General features: G+C 69.2%; 14 protein-coding genes and 1 riboswitch. Of the genes, 10 read left to right on the plus strand and 4 right to left on the minus strand.

The features are described from left to right. The first annotated feature begins 130 nt into the window (after positions 1-130). The 3 genes from AC1DMS_RS26515 to AC1DMS_RS26525 all read left to right on the plus strand — a co-directional run bounded on the left by AC1DMS_RS26515 (position 131) and on the right by AC1DMS_RS26525 (position 3,313). Positions 131-1,180 (plus strand): ornithine cyclodeaminase, encoded by a 1,050-nt coding sequence (locus AC1DMS_RS26515; protein ID WP_015867454.1) that lies wholly within the window; start codon positions 131-133, stop codon positions 1,178-1,180. An 8-nt stretch (positions 1,181-1,188) separates the two neighbouring features. Continuing rightward, positions 1,189-2,238 (plus strand): histone deacetylase family protein, encoded by a 1,050-nt coding sequence (locus AC1DMS_RS26520; RefSeq protein ID WP_026284186.1) that lies wholly within the window; start codon positions 1,189-1,191, stop codon positions 2,236-2,238. Positions 2,239-2,338: 100 nt separating this feature from the next. Then, positions 2,339-3,313, plus strand: coding sequence for a tripartite tricarboxylate transporter substrate binding protein (locus AC1DMS_RS26525; RefSeq protein WP_478181953.1), 975 nt, complete (start codon positions 2,339-2,341; stop codon positions 3,311-3,313). 30 nt (positions 3,314-3,343) lie between these two features. Here the strand turns inward: AC1DMS_RS26525 and AC1DMS_RS26530 are convergent, their stop codons facing one another. Continuing rightward, positions 3,344-4,171, minus strand: a complete 828-nt coding sequence (locus tag AC1DMS_RS26530) for an HAD-IIB family hydrolase (protein WP_412511953.1) — start codon at positions 4,169-4,171, stop codon at positions 3,344-3,346. 100 nt (positions 4,172-4,271) lie between these two features. Here AC1DMS_RS26530 and AC1DMS_RS26535 point away from each other — a divergent pair, with 100 nt between their 5' ends. From AC1DMS_RS26535 to AC1DMS_RS26545, 3 genes are all read left to right on the plus strand, one after another. Next, complete coding sequence (locus AC1DMS_RS26535) at positions 4,272-5,267, plus strand: ABC transporter ATP-binding protein (RefSeq protein ID WP_412511952.1); 996 nt, start codon at positions 4,272-4,274, stop codon at positions 5,265-5,267. Further along, positions 5,264-6,106, plus strand: a complete 843-nt coding sequence (locus AC1DMS_RS26540; RefSeq protein ID WP_412511951.1) for an ABC transporter permease — start codon at positions 5,264-5,266, stop codon at positions 6,104-6,106. Before AC1DMS_RS26535 ends, AC1DMS_RS26540 begins: the two co-directional genes overlap by 4 nt. 312 nt (positions 6,107-6,418) lie before the next feature. Beyond that, a complete protein-coding gene (locus tag AC1DMS_RS26545; protein ID WP_412511950.1) occupies positions 6,419-7,222 on the plus strand; it encodes an ABC transporter permease in 804 nt (267 codons plus the stop codon). A 6-nt stretch (positions 7,223-7,228) separates the two neighbouring features. On the opposite strand, the gene AC1DMS_RS26550 is transcribed toward AC1DMS_RS26545, so the two are convergent. The 3 genes from AC1DMS_RS26550 to AC1DMS_RS26560 form a co-directional block, all read right to left on the minus strand. Continuing rightward, entirely contained in the window at positions 7,229-8,857 is a 1,629-nt protein-coding gene (locus AC1DMS_RS26550; RefSeq protein WP_412511949.1) for a peptide chain release factor 3, read from the minus strand. A 77-nt stretch (positions 8,858-8,934) separates the two neighbouring features. Next, entirely contained in the window at positions 8,935-9,426 is a 492-nt protein-coding gene (gene phaP / locus AC1DMS_RS26555; protein ID WP_015867446.1) for a TIGR01841 family phasin, read from the minus strand. A 135-nt stretch (positions 9,427-9,561) separates the two neighbouring features. Continuing rightward, positions 9,562-10,209: a hypothetical protein gene (locus AC1DMS_RS26560; protein WP_412511948.1), complete on the minus strand. Its 648-nt coding sequence runs from the start codon at positions 10,207-10,209 to the stop codon at positions 9,562-9,564. Between the two features lie 117 nt (positions 10,210-10,326). Continuing rightward, a riboswitch (S-adenosyl-L-homocysteine riboswitch) is annotated at positions 10,327-10,395 on the plus strand. Between the two features lie 66 nt (positions 10,396-10,461). On the opposite strand from AC1DMS_RS26560, the gene ahcY reads away from it, so the two are divergent. From ahcY to AC1DMS_RS26580, 4 genes are all read left to right on the plus strand, one after another. Beyond that, entirely contained in the window at positions 10,462-11,901 is a 1,440-nt protein-coding gene (gene ahcY / locus AC1DMS_RS26565; protein ID WP_412511947.1) for an adenosylhomocysteinase, read from the plus strand. Then, a complete protein-coding gene (locus AC1DMS_RS26570; protein WP_015867443.1) occupies positions 11,901-12,692 on the plus strand; it encodes a TlyA family RNA methyltransferase in 792 nt (263 codons plus the stop codon). The genes ahcY and AC1DMS_RS26570 overlap by 1 nt, the downstream gene beginning before the upstream one ends. Before the next feature lie 9 nt (positions 12,693-12,701). Next, positions 12,702-13,526 carry a methylenetetrahydrofolate reductase [NAD(P)H] gene (gene metF / locus AC1DMS_RS26575; protein ID WP_018906181.1) on the plus strand — a complete coding sequence of 275 codons (825 nt, stop codon included), beginning with the start codon at positions 12,702-12,704 and terminating at the stop codon, positions 13,524-13,526. A gap of 89 nt (positions 13,527-13,615) precedes the next feature. Beyond that, positions 13,616-14,215, plus strand: coding sequence for a septal ring lytic transglycosylase RlpA family protein (locus AC1DMS_RS26580; protein ID WP_015867441.1), 600 nt, complete (start codon positions 13,616-13,618; stop codon positions 14,213-14,215). Positions 14,216-14,233 lie beyond the last annotated feature (18 nt).

A 14,233-nucleotide genomic window follows, 5' to 3' on the forward strand; every position in this document is an offset into this window, starting at 1 on the left:
CGCCATGGCCTGCAAGCAGGCGCACAATGGCTGCAACCCCTGGCGCAGGCGCATCCTGGATCAGCCATGGTGGAGTGAGAACACTTGAAGGAATGAAGCGCCGCGTCCGGGCTACGCAAGGAGCCGCGCCATGACCCGCTTCATCGATGTTCACAGCCTGGTTCGCCTGGTGGACGAAACCGGCGTTCCGCAATTCCTCAAGGCCCTGGCCGACGCGCTGCGCGACGACTTCCTGCGCTGGCGCGAGTTCGACAAGAAGGCGCGCGTGGCCAGCCACTCGCACCTCGGCGTGATCGAGCTGATGCCGGTGGCCGACGACGGCGCCTACGCCTTCAAGTACGTCAACGGCCATCCGCACAACACGGCCGTGGGGCTGCCCACGGTCATGGCCTTCGGCGTGCTGGCCGAGGTCGACACGGGCTACCCCGTGCTGCTGTCCGAGCTCACGCTCACCACCGCGCTGCGCACCGCCGCCACTTCGGCCATGGCGGCGCAGGCGCTGGCGCGGCCCGGCTCGCGCAGCATGGCGCTGATCGGCAACGGCTCGCAGAGCGAGTTCCAGGCGCTGGCCTTCCATGCGCTGCTGGGTATCGAGGAGGTGCGCGTGTTCGACATCGATCCGCGCGCCACCGACAAGCTGGTGCGCCACCTGTCGGCCTGCACGCCGCTCGAGGTGGTGCGCGCGCCATCGGTCGCCGACGCGGTGCGCGGCGCCGACATCGTGACCACGGTCACGGCACACCAGGGCCACGCGGTCGTGCTTTCGCCCGGCATGATCGAGCCGGGCATGCACATCAATGCGGTGGGCGGCGATTCCCCCGGCAAGACCGAGCTGCATCCCGACGTGCTGCGCCTCGCCCGCGTGTTCGTCGAGTACGAAGCCCAGACCCGCATCGAGGGCGAGATCCAGCAGCTGCCGGCCGACTTTCCGGTGCACGAGCTCTGGAAGGTGCTGCTCGGCAGCGTGCCGGGGCGCGAGAGTGCCGAGCAGGTCACGGTGTTCGACTCGGTCGGCTTTGCGCTGGAGGACTACACGGCGCTGCGCTACATCCACCAGCTGTCGCTGGAGCGCGGCATCGGCCAGCAGATCGCGCTGGTGCCCGAACTCGACGACCCGAAGGACCTGTTCGGGCTGACGGCGTCCGGCCGGCGCCGGGCGGTGCTGCGGCGTGCGGCATGATGGGCGGCATGCTCACCATCTACAACGACCAGCACGCGCTGCACCAGGGCAAAGTCGAGATGTTCCGCGGCGAACTGGTGCCGTGCTTCGAGGTGCCCGCCCGCGTCGACCATGTGAAACATGAACTGGAGCGCCGCGGCCTGGGCCCGCTGCAGGTGCCCGATGCCTTCGACGAGGCGCTGTTGGCCAGGGTGCACGCGCCGCGCTACCTGGACTTCATTGCGCATGCCTGGGACGAGTGGGTGGCGCTCGATCCGTCGAACGCATCGCGCGATGCGCTGCCTTCGTACTGGCCCACGCGCGGCATGCGCACCGACGTGCTGCCGAAGAGCTTTCCTGCGCGCATGGGGCTGTTCTCCTTCGACGCGGGCACGCCGCTCATGGCCGGCAGCTGGGCCGCCGCGCGCCACGGCGCCGCCTGCGCCTGGACCGCGGCGCAGCGCGTCATCGGCGGCGAGCGCGCCGCCTTCGCACTCACGCGGCCGCCCGGCCACCATGCGGGCGCCGATTTCTTCGGCGGCTACTGCTTCGTCAACAACGCTGCCGTGGCCGCGCAGGCGCTGCGCGATGCGGGCGTGGAGCGGGTGGCGGTGCTCGACGTGGACTACCACCACGGCAACGGCACGCAGGCCATCTTCTATGAGCGCAGCGACGTGCATTTCGCGAGCCTGCATGGCGATCCGCTGACCGACTATCCCTACTACCTGGGCCATGCCGACGAGCGCGGCGCGGGCGCCGGGCTCGGCTTCAACCACAACCTGCCGCTCGCGCGCGGCACCGGCTTCGCCGCATGGCGCGCGGCGCTGAAGGCCGCGCTCGACGGCATTGCCGCGGTGCGCGCGGGCGCGCTGGTGGTGTCGCTCGGCGTCGACACCTTCGAAGGCGACCCGGTCGCGGGCTTCCGGCTCCGGAGCGACGACTACCTGCGCATGGGCGAAGACCTGGCGCGCGCCGGCCTGCCGACGGTGTTCGTGTTCGAGGGCGGCTACGCGGTGGCCGAGGTGGGTGTCAACGCGGTCAACGTGCTGCAGGGATTCGAGCAGCAGGCCGCGGGCTGAGCCGCAGGCGACAGCAGTCGGGTGAGCACCGATTGCCGCCGCGCCAAGGGCAGGGCCCAATGCGCCCTTTGCTTTTTTCCCGTTCCAGGAACCCGCCACCATGTCCCGCCGATCCCTTTTCCGTGCCGCCACGCTCGCTGCAGCCTGCGGGCTTCTTCTTTCACCGCTGGCGGCGCTCGCGCAGGCCTTTCCCTCCAAGCCGGTCAAGCTGGTCATCGCGTTTCCCGCGGGCGGGCCCACCGACATCACGATGCGCCAGCTGGCCGACAACGCCAGCAAGATCCTCGGCCAGCCCGTCATCATCGACAACAAGCCCGGCGCCGGCGGCACCCTGCCTGCGCAGGCGCTGCAGACCGCGCAGCCCGACGGCTACACCGTCGCGCAGATCCCGCTCGGCGTGTTCCGCCTCGGCTACACCACCAAGATCAACCGGGATCCGCTCAAGGACATCAGCTACGTGCTCAACGTCACGGGCTATGCCTTCGGCATCGTGGTGCCGGCCGACAGCCCGTTCAAGACCTGGGCCGACTTCGTCGCCTACGCCAAGGCCAACCCGGGCAGGCTCACCTACGGCTCCACCGGCAACCTCACGAGCCCGCACCTCACGACCGAGATCATTGCGCAGAAGGCCGGCATCCAGCTGCAGCACGTGCCCTACAAGGGCAGCGCCGACCTGATGCTCGCGGTGGTCAGCGGCCAGCTGATGGCCGCCGCCGACAGCACCGGCTTTGCGCCGCAGGTCGAGGCCGGCAAGCTGCGCGTGCTCAACACCTGGGGCGAGAAGCGCCTCGCCAAGTTCCCCGACGCCCCGACGCTGAAGGAACTGGGCTACGACATCGTGCAGAACTCGCCCTTCGGCATCGGCGCCCCCAAGGGCACGCCGCCCGAGGTGGTGAAGAAGCTGCACGACGCCTTCAAGCAGGCGATGGAAGAGCCGAGCTACGTGGCGTCGCTCGGCCGCTACGACATGCTGCCCAACTACATGAGCTCGGCGGCCTACACCAAGTTTGCGCAGGACACGGTGGTGCGCGAGAAGGCGGTGATCGAGAAGCTGGGGCTGGCGAAGGAGAAGTGAGCCGGCGGCAGGGGTGGCGCGACGGGCCGGTCAGCGGACCGACAGTACAGCGCGCGCCGCCTCGGCAAAGCCCGCGCCGCGCTCGCCCTCGGTCACGTAGCGCGGCAGGTGCTCCAGCTGCGGCACGAAGCGCGCGACGTTGGCCACGCCGATGCTGCTCGCGAAGGTGCGGAACATGAGCTGGTCGTTGGTGGAGTCGCCCACGTAGGCCCAGCGGTCGAGTTCGTCGTCGAGCGTGCGGCCCCAGAGCTCGCGCACGATCCAGCGTGCGCCTTCGAGCTTGTCGTTGTCGCCGTACCAGCCGTTGATGTGGATGCTGCTCACGGTGGCGTGCATGCCTTCGCTGCGCATCAGCGCGACGACCTGTGCGATGGTTTCTTCGCCCAGCTGCACGAACTCGCTGTGGTCGATGGCGATGTCGGTCTCGCGGCCCGGTGAATCGGTGGCGCGCTGCGCGCCCGGGATCTCGCGCTCGATGCGCGCCAGCACGGCCTGCATGCGCTCGAAGTTGGCGCTGCGCGTGGGCGCATCCTGCATGTAGCGCTTCTCGATCCTGCCATCGGCCGCGGGCAGCAGCGCCACCGCGCCGTTCTCCGCCACGATCGCATCGACCGGCCAGGTGTTGACGAAGGGCAGGCTCCAGCCGACGGGCCGGCCCGTGATCGCCACGATGGCAAGGCCCGCGGCCTTGAGAGCGCCGAGGGCCTGCAGTGCATCGGGCGTGATCGCGCCCTCGGTGGTGAGCGTGTCGTCGATGTCGGTGAACACGCCGGCGAGCGCATGGCGCGTGGGCGCGGCCCAGCGGTCCAGCGGCAGCAGGTGGGTGGGCGAGGGCGGAAGGGAAGTCGGCGAGGGCATGGCGGGCGGGCAATCTCTGCAGAGCCCGTGATCGTACCGGCGGTTTCGTGTAGCATCCCGCCCCCGCCGCGCGTTCACGCCGGCGCGGCGCTTTTTTTCCATGCCCCACATCCTCGTCGACCAACTCCTCAAGAGCTACCGCATCTCCGAGCGCGACCCGGGCGTGATGGGCGCGCTGCGCGGGCTCGTGCAGCGCCGCCACCGCACGGTACAGGCGCTGTCGGGCGTGTCGTTCTCGCTCGAGCGCGGCGAGCTGCTGGGATTCATCGGGCCGAACGGCGCGGGCAAGTCGACCACCATCAAGATCCTCTCGGGCATCCTGCGGGCCGACGGCGGGCGCGTGGAGATCGACGGACGCGATCCCTTCGCGGACCGCGAGCGCCACGTGGCGCGCATCGGCGTGGTCTTCGGCCAGCGCACGCAGCTGTGGTGGGACCTGCCGGTAGGCGACGGCTTCGACCTGCTGCGCGACATCTATCGCGTCGAGCCGGCGCGCTATCGGCGCACGCGCGACGAACTGGTCGCGCTGCTGAACCTGGAGCGCGTGCTCGGCCAGCCGGTGCGCCAGCTCTCGCTGGGCCAGCGCATGCGCGCAGAGATCGCGGCGGCGCTGCTGCACGAGCCGGACATCCTGTTTCTCGACGAGCCGACCATCGGCCTCGACGCGCCCTCGAAGCTCGCGGTGCGCGACTTCGTGCGCCGTGCCAACCGCGAGCGCGGCACCACCGTGCTGCTGACCACGCACGACATGCACGACATCGAGGCGCTGGCCGAGCGCGTGATCGTCATCGGCCATGGCCGCGTGCTGGCCGACAGCCCGGTCGAGGCGCTGCGCGCGCAGGTGATGGCCGAGCGCCGGCTGGTGGTCGACTTTGCGCAGGACGCGGCGCTGCCCGACCAGGTGCCCGGCGCCACGGTGCACATGCGCAACGGCCAGACGCTGGTGCTCGACTTCGATCCCGCGCTGACCTCCGCCCCCGCGCTGATCGCGCGCATCGCGGCCGAACACGCGGTGGAAGACATCCGCCTCGAAGGCATGGCCATCGAGGCCGTGATCGCTCGCTTCTATGCCATGCACGGAGCGGCCGAAGCGTGAGCCCGCGCGAGCTGCTGCGCCCCTATGCCGCGGCCTTCGTGTCGCGCTTCATGCAGATGCTGCAGTACCGCACGGCGGCGCTCGCCGGCTTTGCCACGCAGTGCTGGTGGGGCGGCATCAAGGTGATGGTGTTCGCGGCGTTCTACGGCGGCAGCGCCGTCGCAGGCGCGGCGTCGCCGATGTCGCTCGCCCAGGCCGTCAGCTACACCTGGCTCGCACAAGGCCTGCTGGTGCTGCTGCCCTGGCTCGGCGACCCGGAGGTGGCGCAGGCCGTGCGCACCGGCGCGGTCGCCTACGACCGTTTGCGGCCGGTGGATGCGTACGCGCTGTGGTTCGCGCGCAGCGCCGGCTGGATCGCAGCGCGGCTGTTGCCGCGCGTGGCGCTGATGGCGGCCTTCGCGGCGGTCGCGCTGCCGCTGGCGGGCCTCGGCGAATGGGCCTGGCAGCCGCCCGCGAATGCGATGGCCGGCCTGGCGTTCCTGTTGTCGATCGGGCTCGCGCTGCTGCTGTCCACCGCGATGGTGATGCTGCTCAACGTGGCGGCCACGGCGGCGCTCAACGAGCGCGGCATCAGCGCGGTGGCCACCCCCGTGGTCATCGTGTTCTCGGGCAACCTGCTGCCGCTGGCGCTGCTGCCCGACGCCTGGCAGGCCGCGCTGCTGGTGCAGCCGCTGGCGGGGCTGTTCGACATTCCGGCGCGGCTGTACTTCGGGCAGTTGAGCGGCTGGCATGCCATGGGTGCGTTGGGGCTGCAGTGCTTCTGGATCGCCGTGCTGGTCGCGTTCGGCCGCCTGGCAATGGGGCGCACGATGCGCAGTCTGCAGGTGCAGGGGGGTTAGGGTGACTTGCTGTTCCTTCACGATACGTCATTGTTCGGGGCGCGCTCCCGCCGACGGGGTACCTTGCTCCGCGAATGTCCCCCGGCCTGCGGCCTCCTCCTTAATTTCGCTGCGCAAGGCACCCCATCGACGTGAGCGTTGGGCAGTGCGGTCGTTGATCGATCAGCACAACGACCGCGCTAGGTGTGCACAGGACACTGGGTGCTTCCCGCAGCGAAATCAAGGAGGAGGGCGAAGCCCGGGGGACATTCGCGGAGGGAAGTACCCGGTGGCCTGTGCACGTGCCCTGAACAGCGGCGAGGGCCACTGAAGATGGGCGCCCTCCCTCTCTTCTTCCGCCTCATGGCCGCCTCCATCAGCGGCCAGGCCAGGTACCCGGCGTCCGCCCTGCTGCTGACCCTGGGCCAGTTCCTCGGCACAGGCATCGAGGTGGTTGGCGTCTGGGCGCTGTTCCATCGCTTCGGCGAAGTGCAGGGCTGGGCCATCGGCGAAGTGGCGCTGTTCTACGGTCTGGTCAACTGCATGTTCGCGATTGCCGACGCGCTGGGGCGCGGCTTCGACGTGCTGGGCACCGAGTTCCTGCGCACCGGCACCTTCGACCGGCTGCTGCTGCGCCCGCGCCCGCTGGCGCTGCAGCTCATGGGGCACGACGTGCGCATCAGCCGCCTGGGCCGGCTGCTGCAGGGCCTGAGCGTGCTGGTGTTCGCGACCGTGCAGGCCGACATCGCATGGACGCCCGGCGCCGTGGCCGTCGCGCTGTTCGCCATGGCCGGCGGCATCGCGCTGTTCCTCGGCATCCTGGTGCTGCAGGGCACGCTGTCGTTCTGGACCGTCGAGAGCCTGGAGATCGCCAACGTGCTCACCTACGGTGGCGTGCAGGCGGCGCAGTACCCGCTGGCGCTCTATGCGCAGTGGTTCCGCCGCGTGCTGACCTTCATCGTGCCGCTGGCCTGCGTGGCGTACTACCCGGCGCTCGTGATCCTCGGCAAGCCGGATCCGCTGGGCGCGCCCGCCTGGGTGGGCATGGTGTCGCCGCTCGCAGGCTTCGCGTTCCTCGCGGCGGCTTTCGGCGCATGGCGCATCGGGCTGCGCCACTACGCCTCGACCGGAAGCTGAGCCCCTTCAGCCCGCGTTCTGCAGCGCCAGCCCCGCGTGCTCCCGCAGCGGATGGAAGTGGATCTTCGGAAAGCGCTCCTGCGCCAGCCGCACGTCGTAGGGCGAAGTGCACAGGAAGGCCAGCGTATCGGCCGCGTCCTTGGCCATGCGCTGCGGGTACGCGTTGACGAACTCGCGCAGCTCGGCCGGCGAATCGGCGGTGATCCAGCGTGCGCCGGTGTACTGGCAGCCTTCGAGCCGCACGTCGGCGTCGTACTCGGCCTTCAGGCGGTGCTGCACCACCTCGAACTGCAGCTGCCCGACGGCACCCAGCAGCATCGGCCCGCCGATCTCGGGGCGGAACACTTGAATGGCGCCTTCCTCTCCGAGCTGGGCCAGGCCCTGCTGCAGCTGCTTGGTGCGCAGCGGGTTCTTCAGGATCACCGTCATGAACAGCTCGGGCGCAAAGAAGGGCAGGCCGGTGAACTGCAGGCTCGCGCCGTCGGTGATGGTGTCGCCCAATTGCACGCCGCCGTGCGTGGTGAAGCCCACGATGTCGCCGGCGTACGCCTCCTCGACCGCCTCGCGGCGCTGGCTCATGAAGGTCACGACGCTGGTCGGCCGCAGTTCCTTCGACGTGCGCTGCACCTTGAGCTTCATGCCCGGCGTGTACTTGCCCGACGCCATGCGCACGAAGGCGATGCGGTCGCGGTGGTTGGCGTCCATGTTGGCCTGCACCTTGAACACCACGCCCGCGAAGTCCCGGTCCTCGGGCTGGATCTCCTTCACCACGGGCTGGCGGTTGACCATCGTGGTGCTGGTGCGCGACTGCGGGGAGGGCGCAAGGTCGACCAGCGCATCGAGCACCTCCATCACGCCGAAGTTGTTCACGCCCGAGCCGAAGAACACCGGCGTCTGCTTGCCGGCCAGGAAGGCCTCGCGGTCCCAGGTGGGCGAGGCGCCGGTGGCCAGTTCCATGCTGTCCATGGCGGATTCGAAGTCGGCGCCGAAGCGCTTGGTGAGCGTGTCGCGCTCCGTGAGCGCGATGGTCTCGAAGTCGTGCGGCAGCCGTTCGCTGCCCGACTCGAACACCGTCATCGCCTGCGTGCGCAGGTTCATGATCCCGCGGAAGCTCTTGCCCTGGCCGACCGGCCAGGTCATCGGCACGCAGGGCATGCCGAGCTCGCGCTCCACTTCGTCGAGGATGTCGAGCGGCTCGCGCACTTCGCGGTCCATCTTGTTGACGAAGGTGATGATGGGCGTGTCGCGCTGGCGGCAGACCTCGATCAGCCGGCGCGTCTGCGCCTCCACGCCGTTGGCCGCGTCGATCACCATCAGGGCCGAGTCGACCGCCGTGAGCACGCGGTAGGTGTCTTCCGAGAAGTCCTTGTGGCCGGGCGTGTCGAGCAGGTTGATCACGTGGTCGCGGTACAGCATCTGCATGACCGACGAAGCCACCGAAATGCCGCGCTGCTTCTCGATTTCCATCCAGTCGGAGGTGGCGTGGCGCGAGGCCTTGCGCGCCTTCACCGAGCCGGCGATCTGGATCGCGCCCGAGAACAGCAGCAGCTTCTCGGTCAGCGTGGTCTTGCCGGCGTCGGGGTGGGAAATGATCGCGAAGGTGCGACGGCGGCGGGTTTCGGAGAGAAAAGACAAGATGGGGCAATCTGCGGGGGGATGGCCCGATTTTAGAAGGCAGCCCCGAGCCGCCTGCCCGACCCGCCGAAAACGCCTTACTTGCGCTGCAGCAGCTTCGTCACTTCATCCACATTGGCCTGGATCCGCTGGCGCACCAGCTCGAACGCATCGGCCTGCGACTTGGCGGCCAGGTTGGCCAGCTCCTTGATGTCGTCGATGGCGCGCTGGAACGACTGGCGGCCGAGTTCGTCGAGCTTGGCGAGGTTGGCCTTGGCGTCCTTGCCGGGCATTTCCTTGGCGGCCGTCTGCCATTCGGCGATGGCGCTCTTGATCATCTCGGTCTGCCGCTGCACCACGGTCTGCAGGCCCTGGTAGGACTTTTGGTTCGCCTGCATCAGCGCCTGGAGGTCCTTTTGGCCGCTCTCGAGCAGCTTGCTCGCGCCGCCGGTCAGGTTGAGATCCTGCAGGCGGTCGGTCATGGCCTTGAGATTCTTCATGGGGTCGAGCATGTCGGCGGCGTCGGGAGCCGCCCGGGTGCTGCTGCTGGCGGTGGTCTTCTTCGCGGCGGCTTTCTTGGCAGTGGCCATGGTGCGGTATCTCCTGTGTCGGGTGAGGAACGGGTGAATGGCAAGGACCGGCGGGCCGGGCCTCGCCACGATACGCCGGGGCAGCCCGCCCGCGGCGCCGCGGCGGCAGGATTTGCCTGCGGGATTTCCCTTGGGCTACATCGGCGGCGCGAAGCCGTTGCGCCCGGCGGTGACGCGCAGCGCGGTAGGCACGCCGTTCCTTTCCTGCGCATTGACCAGCACCTTGGCGCCGGGCACCAGCAGCGCCTCGGTACCGGGGCGGAAGGTCACGACCGGCACGTCGGGCGGCACGATGACGGTTTTTTCGCCGCCCTTGTAGGTCAGCCGCAGCTGCTGCCCGCCGCGCACGGTTTTCGGCGCCGCGGCCAGGTCGGCCACGGTGGCGTTGGTCATGGTGCTCTGCGGCAGCAGGTCCCAGGGGCGGTGGCCTTCGCCTGTGCCGCGCGCGGCCTCGGGGAACACCACCACCTCGAGCGCCTTCTGCGTGCCGTCGGCCTGCGGCATGGCGGCGGTGCCGATGAAGCTGCCCTGCCTGATGTCGGACAGCTTGATCGGGTAGACCTCCGACACGGCCATGTCGGCCGGCCGCGCCAGGCTGACGACCTCGCCGCCGCGGTCCTGGACCACGAGGGCCTTGGCGTCGACGCGCACGATGGTGCCGCGGACGCGCACCGGATCGGAGGCGGCCTGCGCAGAGGCCGGGACCGGCGCGCCGGCGGCAAGAAGAAGGAAGGCGGCCGAGGCCAGCAGGGCAGGGGCAGTGGAGAGTCTGGACAAGCGCATGGGCGGAACTTCCGGGGTTGGGGTCAAGTCAATGTACGCCCCGGATGCGAATTGCGCTTTCCGGCATGTGGGATGCCCCGGCGGTTGGCTCGCCTTGGCGCCCCGTCTACAATCCGCGGTTCCGAGGAGCGTTGCAGCGCCGCCAGGCGTGAGGCTCGGACCACATCGCAACCACGCTCACCCGCTGTTCTCGCGGTGAGTCTTTTCCCCGAACGCAGTGGCACCTTTCAAACTAGCTTTGTTGGAGTTCTCATGAGCGCTGTTCTCAAGCCCACCCCCGTTTCCACCGCCGACCAGGCGATTGCCGACCTTTCCCTGGCCGCCTGGGGCCGCAAGGAAATCAAGATTGCGGAAACCGAGATGCCCGGCCTGATGGCCATCCGCGAGGAATTCTCGAGGGCGCAGCCGCTCAAGGGCGCGCGCATCACGGGCTCGCTGCACATGACGATCCAGACGGCCGTGCTGATCGAGACGCTGCAGGCGCTCGGCGCCACCGTGCGCTGGGCTTCGTGCAACATCTTCTCGACGCAGGACCATGCCGCCGCCGCGATTGCCGCCGCCGGCACGCCGGTGTTCGCGATCAAGGGCGAGTCGCTGAAGGACTACTGGGACTACACCCACGCCATCTTCGACTTCGGCCCCAAGGGTTCGCAGGGCGAAGGCCCCAACATGATCCTGGACGACGGCGGCGACGCCACGCTGCTGATGCACCTGGGCCAGCGCGCCGAGAAGGACCTGGGCGTGCTCGCCAAGCCCACCAGCGAGGAAGAACGCATCCTCTACGCCGCCATCAAGGCCAAGCTGGCGGTCGATCCGACCTGGTACACCCGCAAGTCGGCCGAGATCATCGGCGTGACCGAGGAAACGACCACCGGCGTGCACCGCCTGAACGAGATGAGCGCCAAGGGCAAGCTGCTGTTCCGCGCCATCAACGTGAACGACTCGGTCACCAAGAGCAAGTTCGACAACCTCTACGGCTGCCGCGAATCGCTGGTGGACGGCATCAAGCGCGCGACCGACGTGATGATCGCCGGCAAGGTGGCCTGCGTGGCCGGCTACGGCGACGTGGGCAAGGGCTCGGCCCAGGCGCTGCGTGCGCTGAGCGCGCAAGTGTGGGTGACCGAAATCGACCCCATCAACGCGCTGCAGGCCGCGATGGAAGGCTACAAGGTCGTCACCATGGAATATGCCGCCGACAAGGCGGACATCTTCGTGACCACCACGGGCAACCGCGACGTGATCCGCCACGAGCACATGGCCGCCATGAAGGACCAGGCCATCGTCTGCAACATCGGCCACTTCGACAACGAGATCGATGTTGCGTCGATCGAAAAGTACGAGTGGGAAGAGATCAAGCCGCAGGTCGACCACATCACCTTCCCCGACGGCAAGAAGATCATCCTCCTGGCCAAGGGCCGCCTCGTGAACCTGGGCTGCGGCACGGGCCATCCGAGCTTCGTGATGTCGTCGTCGTTCGCCAACCAGACCATCGCCCAGATCGAGCTCTTCACCAAGCCCGACGCCTACCAGGCCGGCAAGGTCTATGTGCTGCCGAAGCACCTCGACGAGAAGGTCGCGCGCCTGCACCTGAAGAAGGTCGGCGCGATGCTGACCGAGCTGACGGACGAGCAGGCCGCCTACATCGGCGTGAGCAAGAACGGCCCCTACAAGCCGGACACGTACCGGTACTGATGCGCGCCGACCAATTGCTGGTGGAGCGTGGCCTGGCCGCGTCGCGTTCGCAGGCCGTGCGGCTGATTGCCGGCGGCATGCGCTGGCGCGATGCGGGCAGCGCGGACGCGTGGCGCTCGGTGGTGAAGAACCGCGACGAGGTGCCCGAGTCCGCCGAGGTCGAGCTCGACGACGCGGCCGAGGCGCGCTACGTCTCGCGCGGCGGGCTCAAGCTCGAAGGCGCGCTGGCGGCGAGCGGCGTCAGCGCCGCCGGCAAGCTGTGCCTCGACGTGGGCCAGTCGACCGGCGGCTTCACCGATTGCCTGCTGCAAGCCGGCGCGGCGAAGGTGGTGGGCGTCGACGTCGGCCACGGGCAGCTGCATCCGAAGCTGCGCGAGGACGAGCGCGTGGTGGCCATCGAAGGCGTCAATGCGCGTGCGTTGTCGCCGGACGACCTGCAGGAAGAAGAAGGCGAAGCGCCTTCCGACCTGCGCTTCGACCTGATCGTCGGCGACCTGTCGTTCATCTCGCTCACGCTGGTGCTGCCGGCCGTGGTGCCGTTCCTGGCCGGCGACGGCCAGCTGCTGATGCTCGTCAAGCCGCAGTTCGAGCTGCAGCCGGGGCAGGTCGGCAAGGGCGGCATCGTGCGCGACGCGTCGATGTACGCCGTGGTCGAGAAGCGCCTGCGCGACGCCTGCGAGGCGCTCGGGCTGCGCGTGCTGCGGTGGTTCGACAGCCCCATTGCGGGCGGCGACGGCAACCGCGAGTTTTTCATTCACGCCGTTCGCGCGGACACTGCGAACGGTTCCTAGGAGACGCAGGTGCGCCTTCCATTGAGTTTCGAGTTCTTTCCGACCAAGACGCCCGAAGGCGCGGTCAAGCTGCGCGCGGTGCGCCAGCAGCTGTATGCGCGCAAGCCCGAGTTCTGCTCGGTGACCTACGGCGCGGGCGGCTCCACGCACCAGGGCACTTTCGGCGCGGTGCAGGAGATCCTGTCCGAGGGTGTCGATGCCGCCAGCCACTTCTCGTGCATCGGCGCCACGCGCGCCACGGTGCGCGAGCAGTTGGCCGAGCTCAAGGCGATGGGCGTGAAGCGCCTGGTCGCCCTGCGCGGCGACCTGCCGAGCGGCTACGGCATCGGCGGCGAGTTCCAGTACGCGAGCGACCTCGTGGCCTTCATCCGCGAGGAGACCGGGCGCGACTTCCACATCGAGGTGGCCTGCTATCCCGAGGTGCATCCGCAGGCACGTTCGCCCGAGGCCGACCTGCAGGCCTTCGCCGCCAAGGTGAAGGCCGGCGCCGACTCGGCGATCACGCAGTATTTCTTCAGTCCCGAGGCGTACTTCCGCTTTGTCGACGACAGCCGCAAGCTCGGGCTCGACCTGCCGATCGTGCCGGGCATCATGCCGATCACCAGCTCGACGCAGCTCATGCGCTTCTCGGATGCCTGCGGCGCCGAGATCCCGCGCTGGATCCGCCTGCGGCTGCAGGGCTTCGGCGACGACACGGCCTCCATCAAGGCCTTCGGACTCGACGTGGTGACCGACCTGTGCGCGCGCCTGCAGGGTGGAGGCGCACCGGCGCTGCACTTCTACACGATGAACCAGTCGGCGGCCACGCTGGCTGTACTGGAGCGCCTCGGTTGAAGGGGTGGCGTCCTGGGGCAGGCCATCGGCTGCTCACTTCGCTTCGCATTGCGCTGGTCGCGGCCACCTGCGTGCTGGCCGGCTGCGCCATGCCGCCGGCCACCGAGGGCGGGCCGGCCGACAAGGAGGACGCCAAGCTGCTGCCCCTGCCGCGCAAGCTGGCGGTGCCGCCGGGCGCCCCGGCCCGCTCGAGCGTGCCGTCGGTGCGCTACGACCTCGCGGTATCGGGAATTGGCGAGGCCGACGACGGCGTGCCCGGGGACAGCGGCCCGCGCGAAATCTTCGAGCGCGGCGGGGCCTCGTGGTACGGCATCCAGTTCCACCAGCGCAAGACCGCGAGCGGCGAGCGCTTCGACATGATGGCCATGACGGCGGCCCACAAGACCTTGCCGTTCAATACCCGCGTTTGCGTGCGCAGCCTCGTCAACGGCAGCGAGGTGCTGGTGCGCATCACCGACCGGGGGCCCTATGCGCAGGGCCGCATCATCGACCTGAGCCGCGGCGCGGCCGAGCGCATCGGTCTGATCGGGCTCGGCATCAAGCAGGTGGCGCTGACGATCATCGACCGCGAGGGCATGCGCTGCGGCGGCTCCGAGGTGGAGGAAGACGTGGCGCAGGCCCAGGCGCCGGCGGCTGCGCCCGCACCCGCGCGCCGCCAGGTGAAAGTGCCACAGCGCCGCCGCCGCTGAAGCAGCGAAAGACCGCCG

It is taken from the genome of Variovorax sp. 05T418, from assembly GCF_056396385.1.

Bases quoted from the DNA above. Each gene is read 5' to 3' on its own strand.
- AC1DMS_RS26560 (WP_412511948.1), bottom strand. From the start codon at position 10,209: ATGCGCTTGTCCAGACTCTCCACTGCCCCTGCCCTGCTGGCCTCGGCC.
- ahcY (WP_412511947.1), top strand. From the start codon at position 10,462: ATGAGCGCTGTTCTCAAGCCCACCCCCGTTTCCACCGCCGACCAGGCG.
- AC1DMS_RS26535 (WP_412511952.1), top strand. From the start codon at position 4,272: ATGCCCCACATCCTCGTCGACCAACTCCTCAAGAGCTACCGCATCTCC.
- AC1DMS_RS26530 (WP_412511953.1), bottom strand. From the start codon at position 4,171: ATGCCCTCGCCGACTTCCCTTCCGCCCTCGCCCACCCACCTGCTGCCG.
- AC1DMS_RS26520 (WP_026284186.1), top strand. From the start codon at position 1,189: ATGCTCACCATCTACAACGACCAGCACGCGCTGCACCAGGGCAAAGTC.
- AC1DMS_RS26570 (WP_015867443.1), top strand. From the start codon at position 11,901: ATGCGCGCCGACCAATTGCTGGTGGAGCGTGGCCTGGCCGCGTCGCGT.
- phaP (WP_015867446.1), bottom strand. From the start codon at position 9,426: ATGGCCACTGCCAAGAAAGCCGCCGCGAAGAAGACCACCGCCAGCAGC.
- AC1DMS_RS26545 (WP_412511950.1), top strand. From the start codon at position 6,419: ATGGGCGCCCTCCCTCTCTTCTTCCGCCTCATGGCCGCCTCCATCAGC.
- AC1DMS_RS26525 (WP_478181953.1), top strand. From the start codon at position 2,339: ATGTCCCGCCGATCCCTTTTCCGTGCCGCCACGCTCGCTGCAGCCTGC.
- AC1DMS_RS26580 (WP_015867441.1), top strand. From the start codon at position 13,616: ATGCCGCCGGCCACCGAGGGCGGGCCGGCCGACAAGGAGGACGCCAAG.
- AC1DMS_RS26515 (WP_015867454.1), top strand. From the start codon at position 131: ATGACCCGCTTCATCGATGTTCACAGCCTGGTTCGCCTGGTGGACGAA.